The organism is Sutcliffiella sp. NPDC057660 (assembly GCF_042800035.1).
In the GTDB taxonomy this organism is placed as follows: Bacteria; Bacillota; Bacilli; order Bacillales; family Bacillaceae_I; genus Sutcliffiella_A.
Map to the genome: position 1 here is coordinate 59,705 of NZ_JBHVHV010000015.1, position 13,634 is coordinate 73,338.

General features: G+C 43.1%; 13 protein-coding genes. 6 read left to right on the top strand and 7 right to left on the bottom strand.

Translation table 11 applies throughout. From position 1 onward, the window contains the following. Entirely contained in the window at nucleotides 1-1,719 is a 1,719-nt protein-coding gene (acsA, locus tag ACFVAD_RS17600; protein ID WP_386642948.1) for an acetate--CoA ligase, read from the bottom strand. 219 nt (nucleotides 1,720-1,938) lie between these two features. Here acsA and ACFVAD_RS17605 point away from each other — a divergent pair, with 219 nt between their 5' ends. The 5 genes from ACFVAD_RS17605 to motB all read left to right on the top strand — a co-directional run bounded on the left by ACFVAD_RS17605 (nucleotide 1,939) and on the right by motB (nucleotide 6,123). Next, entirely contained in the window at nucleotides 1,939-2,571 is a 633-nt protein-coding gene (locus ACFVAD_RS17605; protein WP_386642951.1) for a GNAT family N-acetyltransferase, read from the top strand. A gap of 45 nt (nucleotides 2,572-2,616) precedes the next feature. Further along, entirely contained in the window at nucleotides 2,617-3,261 is a 645-nt protein-coding gene (locus tag ACFVAD_RS17610; RefSeq protein ID WP_386642954.1) for an acetoin utilization AcuB family protein, read from the top strand. Continuing rightward, on the top strand, nucleotides 3,231-4,433 hold the full coding sequence (locus tag ACFVAD_RS17615) for an acetoin utilization protein AcuC (protein ID WP_386642957.1): 1,203 nt from the start codon (nucleotides 3,231-3,233) through the stop codon (nucleotides 4,431-4,433). The genes ACFVAD_RS17610 and ACFVAD_RS17615 overlap by 31 nt, the downstream gene beginning before the upstream one ends. Nucleotides 4,434-4,595: 162 nt before the next feature. Next, complete coding sequence (gene motA / locus ACFVAD_RS17620) at nucleotides 4,596-5,390, top strand: flagellar motor stator protein MotA (RefSeq protein ID WP_386642960.1); 795 nt, start codon at nucleotides 4,596-4,598, stop codon at nucleotides 5,388-5,390. Next, complete coding sequence (gene motB / locus ACFVAD_RS17625; RefSeq protein WP_386643139.1) at nucleotides 5,383-6,123, top strand: flagellar motor protein MotB; 741 nt, start codon at nucleotides 5,383-5,385, stop codon at nucleotides 6,121-6,123. Before motA ends, motB begins: the two co-directional genes overlap by 8 nt. 64 nt (nucleotides 6,124-6,187) lie before the next feature. Here motB and motS read toward each other — a convergent pair whose 3' ends face one another. The 4 genes from motS to ACFVAD_RS17645 all read right to left on the bottom strand — a co-directional run bounded on the left by motS (nucleotide 6,188) and on the right by ACFVAD_RS17645 (nucleotide 10,183). Continuing rightward, nucleotides 6,188-6,943 carry a flagellar motor protein MotS gene (motS, locus tag ACFVAD_RS17630; protein ID WP_386642963.1) on the bottom strand — a complete coding sequence of 252 codons (756 nt, stop codon included), beginning with the start codon at nucleotides 6,941-6,943 and terminating at the stop codon, nucleotides 6,188-6,190. Further along, nucleotides 6,940-7,755 carry a flagellar motor protein MotP gene (gene motP / locus ACFVAD_RS17635; RefSeq protein WP_386642966.1) on the bottom strand — a complete coding sequence of 272 codons (816 nt, stop codon included), beginning with the start codon at nucleotides 7,753-7,755 and terminating at the stop codon, nucleotides 6,940-6,942. The genes motS and motP overlap by 4 nt, the downstream gene beginning before the upstream one ends. Nucleotides 7,756-7,859: 104 nt before the next feature. Beyond that, complete coding sequence (ccpA, locus tag ACFVAD_RS17640; RefSeq protein WP_386642969.1) at nucleotides 7,860-8,858, bottom strand: catabolite control protein A; 999 nt, start codon at nucleotides 8,856-8,858, stop codon at nucleotides 7,860-7,862. A 248-nt stretch (nucleotides 8,859-9,106) separates the two neighbouring features. Beyond that, entirely contained in the window at nucleotides 9,107-10,183 is a 1,077-nt protein-coding gene (locus tag ACFVAD_RS17645) for a bifunctional 3-deoxy-7-phosphoheptulonate synthase/chorismate mutase (RefSeq protein ID WP_386642972.1), read from the bottom strand. A gap of 361 nt (nucleotides 10,184-10,544) precedes the next feature. Between ACFVAD_RS17645 and ACFVAD_RS17650 the strand changes: the two genes are divergently transcribed. Further along, nucleotides 10,545-12,698, top strand: coding sequence for a cell division protein FtsA (locus ACFVAD_RS17650; protein WP_386642975.1), 2,154 nt, complete (start codon nucleotides 10,545-10,547; stop codon nucleotides 12,696-12,698). 38 nt (nucleotides 12,699-12,736) lie between these two features. On the opposite strand, the gene ytxJ is transcribed toward ACFVAD_RS17650, so the two are convergent. Both ytxJ and ACFVAD_RS17660 read right to left on the bottom strand, forming a co-directional pair. Beyond that, nucleotides 12,737-13,063: a bacillithiol system redox-active protein YtxJ gene (ytxJ, locus tag ACFVAD_RS17655; protein WP_386642978.1), complete on the bottom strand. Its 327-nt coding sequence runs from the start codon at nucleotides 13,061-13,063 to the stop codon at nucleotides 12,737-12,739. Between the two features lie 78 nt (nucleotides 13,064-13,141). After that, the gene (locus tag ACFVAD_RS17660) at nucleotides 13,142-13,627 is read right to left on the bottom strand and encodes a YtxH domain-containing protein (protein WP_386642981.1); all 486 of its coding nucleotides are present in this window, start codon (nucleotides 13,625-13,627) and stop codon (nucleotides 13,142-13,144) included. Nucleotides 13,628-13,634 lie beyond the last annotated feature (7 nt).

Consider the following 13,634-nt stretch of genomic DNA (forward strand, 5'->3'; position numbering starts at 1 on the left):
TCAGTCCTCCATCGTCGACAAATCACCTGTAGGCAAATCAAGCTCCCAGGCTTTCAGCACGCGGCGCATGATCTTCCCGCTTCGTGTCTTAGGCAGCTTATCACGGAACTCGATTTCACGAGGTGCTGCATGGGCCGCCAGCCCGCGTTTCACGAACTGTCGGATCTCCTCTTTCAGTTCATCTGTCGCTTCATGACCGTCACGCAGCGCAACGAATGCCTTGATGATTTCCCCTCGAACAGGGTCCGGTTTTCCGATTACGCCCGCTTCCGCTACAGCCGGATGCTCGACAAGCTTGCTCTCCACTTCAAATGGTCCCACCCGCTCACCGGAGGTCATGATGACATCATCGATTCGGCCTTGGAACCAGAAATAGCCTTCCTCGTCCATGTAGGCGGAGTCACCTGATACATACCAGTCGCCAGGCATGAAATAGGACTCGTATTTCTCTTTGTTGTTCCAGATTGTGTGCATCATGGATGGCCAGCCTTTTTTAATGGCAAGGTTGCCCATGCGGTATGGAGGCAGCTCGTTCCCTTGGTCATCGACGATTGCCGCTTCGACACCAGGGATCGGTTTGCCCATGGAGCCAGGCTTGATTTCCATACAAGGGTAATTGCAGATCAACTGTGCCCCTGTTTCCGTCATCCACCATGTATCATGCACGCGCAGGTTGAACACTTTTACTCCCCAACGAATTACTTCTGGGTTCAAAGGCTCCCCTACACTCAGGATGTGGCGAAGCGAGGACAGGTCAAACTTCTTCACTACCTCGTCCCCTGCACCCATCAGCATACGGAACGCAGTCGGTGCGCTATACCATACAGAAACACCGAAGTCCTCGATCGTCTGATACCACGCCTCAGGTCGGAAGCGCCCTCCCACGATGACGTTTGATGCACCAGCAAGCCAAGGGCCGAAAATACCGTAGGCGGTCCCAGTTACCCAACCCGGGTCGGCCGTACACCAATATACATCCTCTTCCTTTAGATCCAATACCCATTTGGCGGTTTGATAGTGCTGTACCATCGCATTATGGACATGTAGCACACCCTTAGGCTTGCCTGTTGACCCACTTGTATAATGAAGAACAAGTCCGTCCGTCTTATCCACCCATTCAATCTGCAGCTTTTTGCTTGCATCCTTCATTCTTCCATTAAAATCAATAAACGGTCCTTCCTCTTTCACATTATCGCCTACAAGCACAACATGCTCCAATGCTGGCAGGTCATCAAACGGAATGCGCTTAAAAAGCTCAGGAGTCGTTACAATCACCTTCGCTTCACTATCCTCCAAGCGGTCTTTTACTGCACCTTCCATAAAAGCCTCGAATAAAGGCCCTACGATGGCACCTAATTTAATCGCCCCGAGTGCTGCAAAATAAAGCTCCGGAGAACGAGGCATGAAAATGAATACGCGGTCCCCTTTTTCCACATCACATGTTTGTCGGAGAATATTCCCCGCTTTGTTGGACATTTCCTTCATTTCCTTGAACGTGTACTTTTCATCACGTTCCGGGTCGCGGTAATAAAGTGCCACTTTGTTCTTTCTGTGAGTCAAGGCATGGCGATCAATTGCTTCATATGCCACATTCACTCTTCCTGTTTCGGCAAAACTGAAGCTCTTTTCCACTTCTGCCCAATCGAAATTATGGTAGGTTTGTTGATAGTCTTCGAGATTATAGTTCCCCTTTGTTACTGGTAGCGCTTCCACTTTCATCTACAACTCCCCCTTATGTAAAATATACCCTCTATTATAATATAGTTTTTGTTTTTTCTCAATTTTTAAAAAAGTAGGTGTAATCACATGAATTATTTCCTGTTTTCTAGTAGACTTAAAGGGCAGCAGGCATGAAAGCGTTTTATTTCTCTTGTTTTTTTTCAGTAAAATGAGAAAATAGTTTTATACTATCGTAGTCAAAAGTGGGTGAATGACAGAATGGAACATAGAAAAACGTACAATGCAAAGGAAATCAAAACGAAAAATAGCCGCTTGATTATAGAAGGGCCCGTAACACCTGAGAAACTCGCAAGCTATGAGTTCCATGAAGATCTGATTGCTTTCAGGCCGCCTGCACAGCAGCGAAAGGCATTGATTGAGATAGCAGGGCTTCCTGAGGGGAGAATCCTGATTGCACGGACACATGATACGATCGTAGGATATGTGACTTATCTATATCCTGATCCGATGGAAAGATGGTCGGAAGGGAAGATGGAAAACCTGATTGAACTCGGTGCCATCGAGGTTGTGCCAGAGGTCAGGGGGAGTTCCGTAGGTAAGACCCTTCTACAGGTATCGATGATGGATAAAATGATGGAAAATTATATTGTCATAACGACTGAATATTATTGGCATTGGGATTTAAAAGGGACTGGGCTGAACGTCTGGGAATACCGGAAAGTGATGGAGAAAATGATGAATGCCGGTGGCTTGGAATATTACGCAACCGACGATCCTGAAATCAGCTCGCATCCTGCCAACTGTCTGATGGCAAGGATCGGGAAAAACGTGGACGCAGAGTCTGTACAGAAATTTGATACTCTTCGCTTTCACAATCGCTTCATGTACTAGCATATGATGTCTTAAGGGAACTTGTTTTACAAGGGGGAGAGACTTTTGATCGTTGAACGTATAATGAAGAAAGACGTTTTTACGCTTTTGCCTACCGATACGGTGGAACAGGCACTTCAGTTGATGGAGAAAAAGAGTATTCGTCACATTCCGATCGTCAATGCCAAGCAGCAGCTGGTCGGGATCATTTCGGACAGGGATGTGCGGGACGTGCTGCATTCCTCGCTATCTGAACATGCAGGCAAGGATGATTTGAATCAGCCACTTTCCAAAGTGATGAAGACCAACATTCTCACCGGGCATCCGCTTGATTTCGTGGAAGAGGTTGCGGCATTATTTTACGAATATAAAATAAGCTGCCTGCCGATTGTAAGTGACTCTAAATTGGTTGGTATTGTAACAGAATCAGATCTGCTGTATACCTTTATCCAGCTGACAGGTGCCAACCAGCCGGCATCGCAGTTTGAAGTCAAGGTGGAGAACATCTCTGGGAAACTTGCAGAAGTCACATCTATCTTACGTAAACGAAAGCTCAATATTCTAAGTGTCCTGGTGTATCCACATGAGGACGAACAGTATAAAATTCTGGTTCTGCGTGTGCATACCATGAATCCTACCGGGGTAATCAAAGATCTCCATGAGGAAGGCTATGATGTACTATGGCCCAATCTTCCGGGTGTGACCTCATGAAAAAAGCGGTTTTCGTTTATTCGGATGATTTTCAAACCTATAAATTCAGTGAGAATCATCCTTTCAACCAGCTTAGAGTGAGACTCACCTATGATTTGCTTCAAAAAAGCAAGCTTCTGTCCTTTCAGGATGTGGTCCCTCCTCGGATGGCCACGGACGAGGAATTGGCTTTGATCCATGATCCCAGTTACATCGAATCTGTAAAACTCGCTGGAAAGGGACTATTGCCGAAAGAAAAAGCAAACAATTATGGACTTGGAACAGAAGATACCCCGATATTCCCAAATATGCATGAGGCAAGTGCCCTTTTAGTCGGAGGCACCTTGACCGCGGTGGACTATGTGATGACTGGAAAATCGGAGCACGCTCTGAATTTGGGCGGCGGGCTGCACCACGGATTCCGTGGAAAGGCTTCCGGATTTTGCATTTATAATGATAGTGCTGTGGCAATCAAATATTTACAAAAGAAATATAAAGCGAGAGTGTTGTATGTGGATACCGATGCCCATCATGGCGACGGTGTGCAGTGGACCTTTTACGAGGATCCTGATGTTTGCACCTTGTCCATCCATGAAACAGGTCGGTACTTGTTCCCCGGAACCGGGAATGTGAATGAGCGCGGACAAGGAGATGGCTATGGCTACTCCTTCAATATTCCAGTCGACGCCTTTACGGAGGATGATTCCTTCCTTGAAGTGTATGAGCAGGCATTGACCGAAATTGCGGCCTTTTTTAAACCGGATATCATCTTGACCCAAAATGGTGTCGATGCCCACTATCATGATCCCCTGACCCATCTCTCCACTACGATGAAGGCTTATCGGGAAATCCCGAAGCTTGCCCATAAAATTGCCCATCAATACTGCAGCGGACGCTGGATTGCTGTTGGCGGGGGCGGCTATGATATATGGAGAGTGGTACCAAGGGCCTGGTCACATCTTTGGGCTGAGATGATCGAGAAAAACACTGTCACTGGAGCAATCCCGGAGGAATGGATGAAGGAATGGGAAGCACAATCCCCTGTAGCTCTCCCTCCAAACTGGGAAGATCCAATAGACATGTATAAGGCCATTCCACGAAAGCAGGAAATAACCGAGAAAAACAAACAGATTCTCTTAAAAGCCCTATATCCGATCAGCCATCTCAATAATGACAACCACAACATCGGCTGATTTACCACAAAACACTTTTCCTATTATTGGAAAAGTGTTTTTCTTTTGACTACCAGGACGCACAATTTTATATCGCTCTATAAAATATTTTGATATTATGTCGAAGTAATTAGAAAGAGAAGTTTTGCAAAAGTTTATAGAATAGGAACAGGTGGTTATTTCATGGATAAAACGTCGGTAGTAGGTCTAATTTTAGGATTCATAGCTGTGGGAGTAGGAATGTTTTTTAAAGGTGTCACTCCAGCTGCTTTAATCAACCCAGCCGCTCTCTTAATTATATTATTGGGTACTGTAGCTGCAGTAACAATTGCCTTTCCAACCTCTGAGATCAAGAGAATCCCAAAGCTTTTCGGCATTTTATTCAAAGAAAGAAAAATGATGGATCCGATAGAATTGATCAAAACATTTTCCGGATTGGCTCTAGTGGCAAGAAAGGAAGGTTTGTTGGCACTTGAATCGACAACGATCGATATTGAAGATGAATTCCTGAAGAATGGTTTAACATTGGCAGTCGATGGACAAAGTGCTGAATTCATCAGAGATGTACTATCAGAGGAAATTGAAGCGATGGAAGAAAGACATCAATCCGGAGCATTAATATTCACACAGGCTGGCACGTATGCTCCCACATTAGGAGTACTCGGTGCAGTGATCGGGTTGGTTGCGGCATTGAAATATATGAATGATATTGATGGTCTCGGCCAGGCGATCAGTGCAGCATTCATTGCGACATTACTAGGGATTTTTACAGGTTATGTGCTTTGGCATCCATTTGCAAATAAGCTGAAGAGGAAATCAAAACAAGAGGCCAAATTGAAATATATGATGATTGAAGGAATATTATCGATTCATGAAGGCGAATCTCCTAAAGTAATTGAACAAAAGCTATCCTCCTATCTGCCTGCAAGTGAAAGAAAGAAAATTCTTGAAGGAAATGATGGGAACAAGGATGAGTAGAAGGCGAAAACGACATGACGAAGAAGAACATATTGATGAGTCCTGGTTAATTCCGTATGCTGACCTTTTAACACTGCTTTTAGCATTGTTTATTGTTTTATTCTCTATGAGTTCCATCGATGCAAAAAAGTTCCAGGCACTTTCTGAGGTTTTTAATGAAGTTTTTTCTAAAGGCTCAGGTATCATGGAATTCCCTAATCCAGTTCCACAGGAGAACGCAGCAGTTTTGGATGAACAGGATGAGGTTGAAGAGAATTTGGAGAAAAAGGCAGATATGCAAGAACTTGAATCCCTTCAAAAGAAAATTGACTCTTATATCATGGAGAAGGAACTAAGTAATATGCTGGATACTTCCTTAACAGATGAAGGGCTATTGGTCTTGATCCGGGATAATGTATTATTCTCATCTGGAAGTGACAGGGTAAGAACAGATGACTTGGAGATGGCAAAAGAAATTTCAGATCTATTAGTGATAAATCCGCCGAGAAACATTATTATCAGCGGTCACACCGATAATGTTCCCATCAATAATTCCCAATTTGCATCAAACTGGGAATTAAGCGTAATGAGAGCTGTCAATTTTATGAAGATTGTAATAGAAAATGATAGGCTTGACCCAAGCTGGTTCAGTGCAAAAGGTTTCGGCGAATACGAACCTATTGCTACTAATGAAACAGCGGAAGGTAGAGCACAGAATAGACGAGTTGAAATATTGATACTTCCAAGAAACTGACGCCAATCCGAATGAGGATTGGCTTTTTTTATTATGCTTTTACGTAAAGAAAAAAAGACCAATATTAATTGATCTTTTCCTCATACTGCGGGTCAGAAATGACTATTTCTACCCTTCTATTCTTTTGAAAATTTTCACTTGATGTGTTTGGTACGATTGGTCTTGTATCCCCATACCCTACAGCTACAAAACGCTCGGAGTCGAGTTCATGTTCAGCAACCAGGTAACGGATGACACTGCTTGCCCGGGCTGCGGACAATTCCCAGTTGGATGGGAACTTTTCTGTGGATATCGGCCTATTATCCGTATGCCCCTCCACCTTCACCAGATTTGGGATTTTCGTCAGCAGTGTTCCGACTTTATCCAGGAATGGGTAGGCTGTTGGGAGGATTCTTGCTTCGGCAGTTTCATAGAGCACCTTTTCTTCCAAAACCAGCACAATCCCACGTTCTGTGCGATTTGCAATCACGACATCCTGCAGGTCGTTCTCATCTAGGAATTTCTGTACTTCATGCAACAACTCCTCGAGATTTTGCTCGCTTTCCTGTGGATTCGTCTGATCTTCTTCCTTGTTGTTCGTTGATTCTGTCTCCACCGTAAAATCGGTAGGATGATCAAACGGAATAGCGGAAGGATAATAATCCAAAATGTTCGTCTCTTTGAAAGATTCCGCTACTGCCTTGAATTTAACCAAATCTATTTGGGACATGGAAAATAAAAGGATAAAGAATACGAGTACAAGCATGAAAAGGTCGGAAAATGTCACCATCCATAGTGGTGCCCCTGGTGCCTTTGACGATTTTTTTTTCCTGATCATCATCGGACGGTCTCCTCCATCCCCTCCATCACTTCCACTTCTTCTTTTTCACGATCCTGTGCAGTAAGAAATGCTGATAATTTCTCTTCCAGGATTTTCGGGTTCTGTCCGGATTGAACTCCGATGACACCTTCGATGATGATTTGCTTCATAAATACTTCTTTTTCTGTCTTATTCCCTAATTTATTCGCCATTGGCAAGAAAACAAGGTTGGCCAGCAAGGAGCCATAAAGAGTAGTCAGAATGGCAATAGCCATGTTTGGACCCAACGTAGTAGGATCGTTTAGATTGTTCAACATGAGGACAAGACCGATCAATGTACCGATCATTCCCCATGCAGGTGCATATTCACCCGCTTTTTCCAAAATGTTTTTGCCTTTTAGGTGGCGTTCTTCCATCGCGCTTATTTCTGCGTTCATAATATCATGAATGACTTCCGGATCCACTCCATCCACGGCCAGCAGTATCCCTTTTTTTATAAAATCATCTTCCACATCTTCGAGCTCTGCTTCCAATGCCAATAAACCTTCTCTTCTTGCACGGTCAGAAAGACGGACAAATGTTTCAATGAGAGCAGGCAGCTCCGTTTCCTCTCTGGAAAATGTCGCCTTCAGCACTTTGGGCATCAGCTTCATTTCTTTCAAGTTAAAGGTAATGAAAAGTGCGCCTGTTGTGCCTCCAAGAACAATAAACAAGGACGCAGGGTCCAAGAAGCTTGCAGCTCCGGCAAATCCAGAGTTGCTTAATATTCCAAAGGCAATCATCGCAAATCCAAGAACTAGTCCAATAGGTGTTAACATATCAAGCTTTTTCATACTTTCTCCCCTGACCTTACAACGCTTTTTAAAATTTTTGAAATAAAAAGAGGACAAATTTTAAAGCATTTTGTCCTCTTTTACTATCTATATCGACAGTTTTTTTATTTTGTTGAGCGCCTAAATTCAATTCGGTGAGGAAGTACGACAGTTTGTTCTTCGACTTTTTCCTTGTTCATGAATTTGGTCAATAAACGCATTGCCACTGCGCCGATATCATACATCGGCTGAACCACGGTCGTAAGAGTTGGGCGTACCATCGTTGCCAGACGGGTATTATCAAAACCGATCACTTCTATATCATTTGGAATGTGAAGACCATGATCCTGTGCACCGTGAATCACACCAAGCGCCATTTCGTCTGTACCAACAAAGATAGCTGTTGGTCTATCATCCAAGCTGATGAGCTTCTCTACAGCTTCAATTCCTGAATCGTAGCTGTAATCACCTTCGATCACGATTTCTTCATCATAGGAAAGGCCTGCTTCCTGAAGCGCATTCTTATAGCCGGTCAATTTCTTTTCCCCGTTGATCGGTTCATCAAAAAGTCCGGAAACATATCCAACACGTTTATGGCCTTTTACCACGAGAGCAGTAACTGCATCAAAGGAAGCTTGTACATAATCAATAGTAACGGACGGTACTTTGTTATCCTTTTCAATGGAGGCTGCAAGTACGATCGGTACAGGGGATTTTTCGAATTCTGCAGCAAGGTCTTCTGTAATATTTCCACTCATGAATACGATTCCATCTACTTGCTTGCCAAGCATCGTATTTAATAGATGCAATTCCTTATCCACATTCTGATCAGAGTTGCTTAGGATTATATTATACTTATACATTGTCGCAATATCTTCAATTCCACGTGCCAGTTCTGCATAGAAGATATTCGAGATATCAGGGATGATTACACCGACAGTAGTCGTCTTTTTGCTTGCCAATCCACGGGCAACTGCATTTGGACGATAGCCCAGACGCTCAATCGCTTCAAGCACTTTCTTTCTTGTGGTCGGTTTTACATTTGGGTTTCCGTTTACTACACGGGAAACCGTTGCCATGGAGACATTCGCTTCTCTGGCAACATCATAAATTGTTACGTTCATTCAAACACACACTCCTTCATTTACATGCATCTATGTAGGTAAAACAGTTTTATATAAGATAATAATGGCAATTTCAGCGCATTTATTTTATTATCATACGTTATTATGGTGGGACAAGCAACGAATTTACTGCCTTTTTGTTCATCTTGCCCTATCCGGGATAAATTATTTGTTTTTTTTCACGATAAAAGCTGTTCTGACAAAATAAAAAGACGAGCAGCTCGGTGCTCGTCTTGGATGGTTATCTCTTATGATTTATAAGCATAATGGCTGCGGAGCTCTGTAATGAACTCATTGAACATATCGATATCCATTTGCTGTGCAGAGTCGGAAAGCGCAACTGCTGGATCTGGATGAACCTCTGCCATGACTCCGTCTGCTCCGATTGCCAGTGCAGCTTTAGCTGTAGGCAATAGTAGATCTCTTCGTCCTGTGGAATGTGTCACGTCCACAAATACCGGTAAATGTGTTTCCTTTTTCAGAATAGGTACTGCGGAAATATCCAAGGTGTTTCTGGTTGCTCGCTCGTACGTTCTGATGCCTCGTTCACAAAGGATGATTTGATCGTTTCCTTGTGAGATGATGTACTCTGCTGCATTGATGAATTCATCAATCGTTGCTGCAAGCCCACGTTTTAATAGTACAGGCTTTCTTACAGCACCAGCAGCCTTCAATAATTCGAAGTTCTGCATGTTGCGTGCACCAATTTGGATCACGTCCACATAATCACATGCGGTTTCGATATCTGCAGGATTGATGATTTCACTGATGATTGCCATATCAAATTCATCGCCGATACGCTTCAGGATTTTCAAGCCCTCAAGTCCGAGTCCTTGGAAATCGTAAGGTGATGTTCTTGGCTTGAATGCTCCACCACGCAATAGTTTGATTCCTTGTGCTTTGGCAGCCTGTGCCACTTGAGCCACTTGCTCGTAGCTTTCCACTGCGCATGGTCCGATGATGAAGTGTTGAGAACCGTCGCCTATTTTTACACCTTTTACATCGACAATAGTATCTTCCGGTTTTTTCTTCCTGGATACCAATAGAGCTTTTCTATGATCATCCTTTTGGAGTTCAAGTCCAGCTTTGAAAATTTCCTTGAAAAGATGCTGCAAGGTAGATGTCTCGAATGGACCATCATTATGTTCCGTAATCAGGTCGAGCATCTTTCTTTCTCGCACAGGGTCATATCGATTTACACCTTGCGCTTCCTTGAGCTTCCCAATTTCCTGTACAAGCTCACCACGCTTATTGATGACCTCTAATAGTTGTAAGTTAAGTTCTTCTACTTGTTTTCGCAGGGCGTCTAGTTCGTTATGACTCATTTTAATTCATCCTTTCCTTATTTATAGGCCTTTTTCGCAGAAATTGTTGCTTATGACGAATACAACCCAAACACGGAAATATACATTCCTTCGTGCTCTTTCCGGTGTATCAGTTAACAAAATTCTTAAATTATGCGAAGTTAATCTCTGTAAAAAATCCAAAAACCGATTTTTTACGGTCAGAAGCAACAAACTTTACGAAAAGAGCTTATTTATAACAGCACCAAGTTATGGTACATTTCTATTAATTAGTTATTATAAACGAACAACCAGTGATTGTCACGAAAAATCTCTTTAATAATTAAACGCTTTTAAGCGATAAAGTATTATATGACCTTATATAGAGGAAGGTGTACCTATTTTGAAGGGTAACTCGAAAGTCTTTGCATTGGATATTGGGACAAGATCAGTGGTCGGACTATTATTGGAACAGCAGAATGAACAGTTCAAGGTCCTTGATATGGTGACAAAAGAGCATGAGGAACGCGCTATGCTGGATGGGCAGATACACGATATATTAGCAGTTTCCAAGGTGATCGAATATGTAAAAATGGAACTGGAAAAAAACCATGGTCCACTTACGAAAGTTTGTGTGGCAGCTGCGGGTAGAGCCCTAAAAACGCAGACCGCCCATTCAACCCAGAACATTAAAGGGAAATCACTTTTTACAGAAAATGATATTTTCCTATTGGAGCTGGCAGCTGTACAAGAAGCTCAAGCCCAGCTATTGAACGATCAGCAGGATTCCGCCAATCAATATTTCTGTGTAGGATATTCGATTCTCCGCTATTACTTGGATGGCCAGGAAATCGGAAGCCTTCTTGATCAAAGAGGTGAGATTGCTTCAACAGAGGTCATTGCCACCTTCTTACCGAAAATAGTGGTGGAGTCCCTCATCTCAGCATTGCAGCGGGCAAACCTACAGTTGGAAGCATTGACCCTTGAACCGATAGCGGCAATCAATGTGCTGATCCCACCCAGCATGCGCCGCCTGAACGTTGCACTTGTAGATATCGGTGCTGGGACCTCGGATGTTGCCATTACAAGGGATGGAACCGTTACTGCCTATGGAATGGTCCCTGTTGCTGGAGATGAGATTACAGAGGGATTAAGCGATCAATTCTTATTGGATTTCCCTCAAGCTGAACTGGCAAAACGAGATATGATACATAAAGACATAATTACCTTCACCGATATTCTGGGTTTTGAACATACTCTTACGAAAGATTCGATGATTGATCACATAAAGCCTTTCATTGATAAACTGGCAAAAGCCATTACAGATGAAATCAAGCATCAGAATAATAGGCAATCACCAAAGGCAGTCATGCTTGTTGGCGGAGGAAGCTTAACGCCCACCCTAACCTCCATGATTGCCCATTACCTGGATCTACCTGAGAACCGTGTGGCAATTCGTGGGGTGGATGCCATCCCTCAGCTTCAAAAATCGGACATTTCCATCACTGGTCCTGAATTTGTCACTCCTGTCGGCATTGCAATAGCCGCAAAGCAAAAACCGATCGAATATGTCTCTGTCACTGTCAATGATCTGCAGGTACGACTATTTGATGTGAAAAAGCTGACAATAGGCGACAGTCTGTTGGCAGCTGGTGTTTCCATCAACAAACTGGTAGGAAAACCAGGGCTTGCCTTGATGGTTACCGTTAACCAGAAAAGCATCACACTGCCCGGTAGCCTTGGGACAGCCCCTGAAATATACAAGAACGGGGAGCTCGTCCAAAGCTTTGATACCATCCAGAACGGTGATTCCATTGAGGTGATAAGAGGAGTGGACGGCGTGAACGCAACCGCTGCAGTCAGAGATGTCATAGGCGAGGATCTACCAAGTTATCCGGTAATAATCAATGGCAAAACTCTGATCATAGAGCCGACTCTTCTCATCAACGGGGAAGCTGCCTCTCTGGCCAGTGACTTAAAAGACCGGGATAGAATTGTATTCCATTATCCTTCTAGCATTAGGGAGTTACTGACGCATCTTGGTCAAAATGAAGAAGAGGATTTTTCTCCTTTTGTTCTTTATCTGAACGATGAAAAAACAAAGTTCGAGCATTTTTCTAAGAAACTTTATGTAAATGGAACCAAAGCCACATTCCAGGACAGCTTTTCGCCAGGAGATGAAATTGAATGGAAAGATGGTTCACATCCGACTGTCAGAATGGTGTCCATGATTCAAAACTATGAAACAAGGCAGGAGATAGCTGTCACTTATAACGGGGAAAAGATAGTCCTTCATAAAACGCTGCTTGAATTTTATCGGAATGGAGAACTGTTGACGGAAGATGATACACTATCCAACGGAGATCATCTTCAGCTAATGGTGAGACGAAAAGAGCCGTTTATCTTCCAGGATATTTTCCGATTTGTAGAAATAGAAAAGCCACACGGAGCAGGCTCTTTTATACTTCAAAAAAATGAGTCTGATTCCTCTTTCTATGATTTCATTGAACAAGGGGATGTGCTCGATATCAAGTGGGAGAAAAAGGTGTACCAATAATACAAAAAAACGAACGAGCAGCATGGGCCCGTTCGTTTTTATTTTACATTTTCCCCAAGAGAAGAGTACGTGATTTTCCAATGGGAAGCATTCCATACAACTTTTCCGTCTTTGAAAAGAAGTGCCTGTGGAGATTCATGTTTGATGCCATATATCTCTGCAATATAGTTTGATAAGGCTCTGGCTTCCTGTACATGCAAATAGTACAAAGGAATCTCATTGTGGTCGGCAGCGAAGTTTTCAAACTCCTCATATGCAGCATGGCTTATCGGGCATGTTGTACTGTTCTTAAATAATAGGAACGTACCATTTTCCTTTGCCAGCTCTTCAAATTGTTCAACAGATTGAACCAACGTTTTACTCATAGAATTACACCATCCTCTTGATTATTCCGAATTAAAAACGGCGAAGTTATCATATCACTTCGCCGCTTTATACTCAAGTTATTTAGTTTCAGTCAATTGCTTCTCCACATCTTCCAATGCAGCTTTTGTATCTTCAAGCTTCTTTTTCACTTCATCCGTCATTTCATCAGAGCCGCTTTCAATTGCAGTCGCCGCCTCGGAGATGATTTCCTGAACCTGATCCTGAAGATCTGAAGAAACATCACCGTTTCTATCTTTCAGCTGCTTCACTTTATCCATTACTTGCTGTGTCTGGTCTGTGATGGCCTTTGTTAATTGATTGGACTTCTCACGCGCCTGCTCAGCCAAGTCTGTTGAAAAATCAGTTGCTTGCTGTTTCCAGTTATCTGTTCTTTCCTTCAATTGAGTAGCTTGATCGGTAATGTCTTCACGAAGCTCTCTACCTGATTTAGGCGCTAGGAAAAGTGCAGTTGTCGCTCCAACGATTCCACCAATCAATGTACCGATTAAAAAGTCCTTTGTGTTGATTCCATCATTGTTTTTGTTCATTTCTTCGTTACTCATTTCCGAT

Excerpts from the sequence above, each read along its gene's own strand:
- acsA (WP_386642948.1), bottom strand. The coding sequence starts at position 1,719 with ATGAAAGTGGAAGCGCTACCAGTAACAAAGGGGAACTATAATCTCGAA.
- ACFVAD_RS17605 (WP_386642951.1), top strand. The coding sequence starts at position 1,939 with ATGGAACATAGAAAAACGTACAATGCAAAGGAAATCAAAACGAAAAAT.
- ACFVAD_RS17615 (WP_386642957.1), top strand. The coding sequence starts at position 3,231 with ATGGCCCAATCTTCCGGGTGTGACCTCATGAAAAAAGCGGTTTTCGTT.
- motA (WP_386642960.1), top strand. The coding sequence starts at position 4,596 with ATGGATAAAACGTCGGTAGTAGGTCTAATTTTAGGATTCATAGCTGTG.
- motB (WP_386643139.1), top strand. The coding sequence starts at position 5,383 with ATGAGTAGAAGGCGAAAACGACATGACGAAGAAGAACATATTGATGAG.
- motS (WP_386642963.1), bottom strand. The coding sequence starts at position 6,943 with ATGATGATCAGGAAAAAAAAATCGTCAAAGGCACCAGGGGCACCACTA.
- motP (WP_386642966.1), bottom strand. The coding sequence starts at position 7,755 with ATGAAAAAGCTTGATATGTTAACACCTATTGGACTAGTTCTTGGATTT.
- ccpA (WP_386642969.1), bottom strand. The coding sequence starts at position 8,858 with ATGAACGTAACAATTTATGATGTTGCCAGAGAAGCGAATGTCTCCATG.
- ACFVAD_RS17645 (WP_386642972.1), bottom strand. The coding sequence starts at position 10,183 with ATGAGTCATAACGAACTAGACGCCCTGCGAAAACAAGTAGAAGAACTT.
- ytxJ (WP_386642978.1), bottom strand. The coding sequence starts at position 13,063 with ATGAGTAAAACGTTGGTTCAATCTGTTGAACAATTTGAAGAGCTGGCA.
- ACFVAD_RS17660 (WP_386642981.1), bottom strand. The coding sequence starts at position 13,627 with ATGAGTAACGAAGAAATGAACAAAAACAATGATGGAATCAACACAAAG.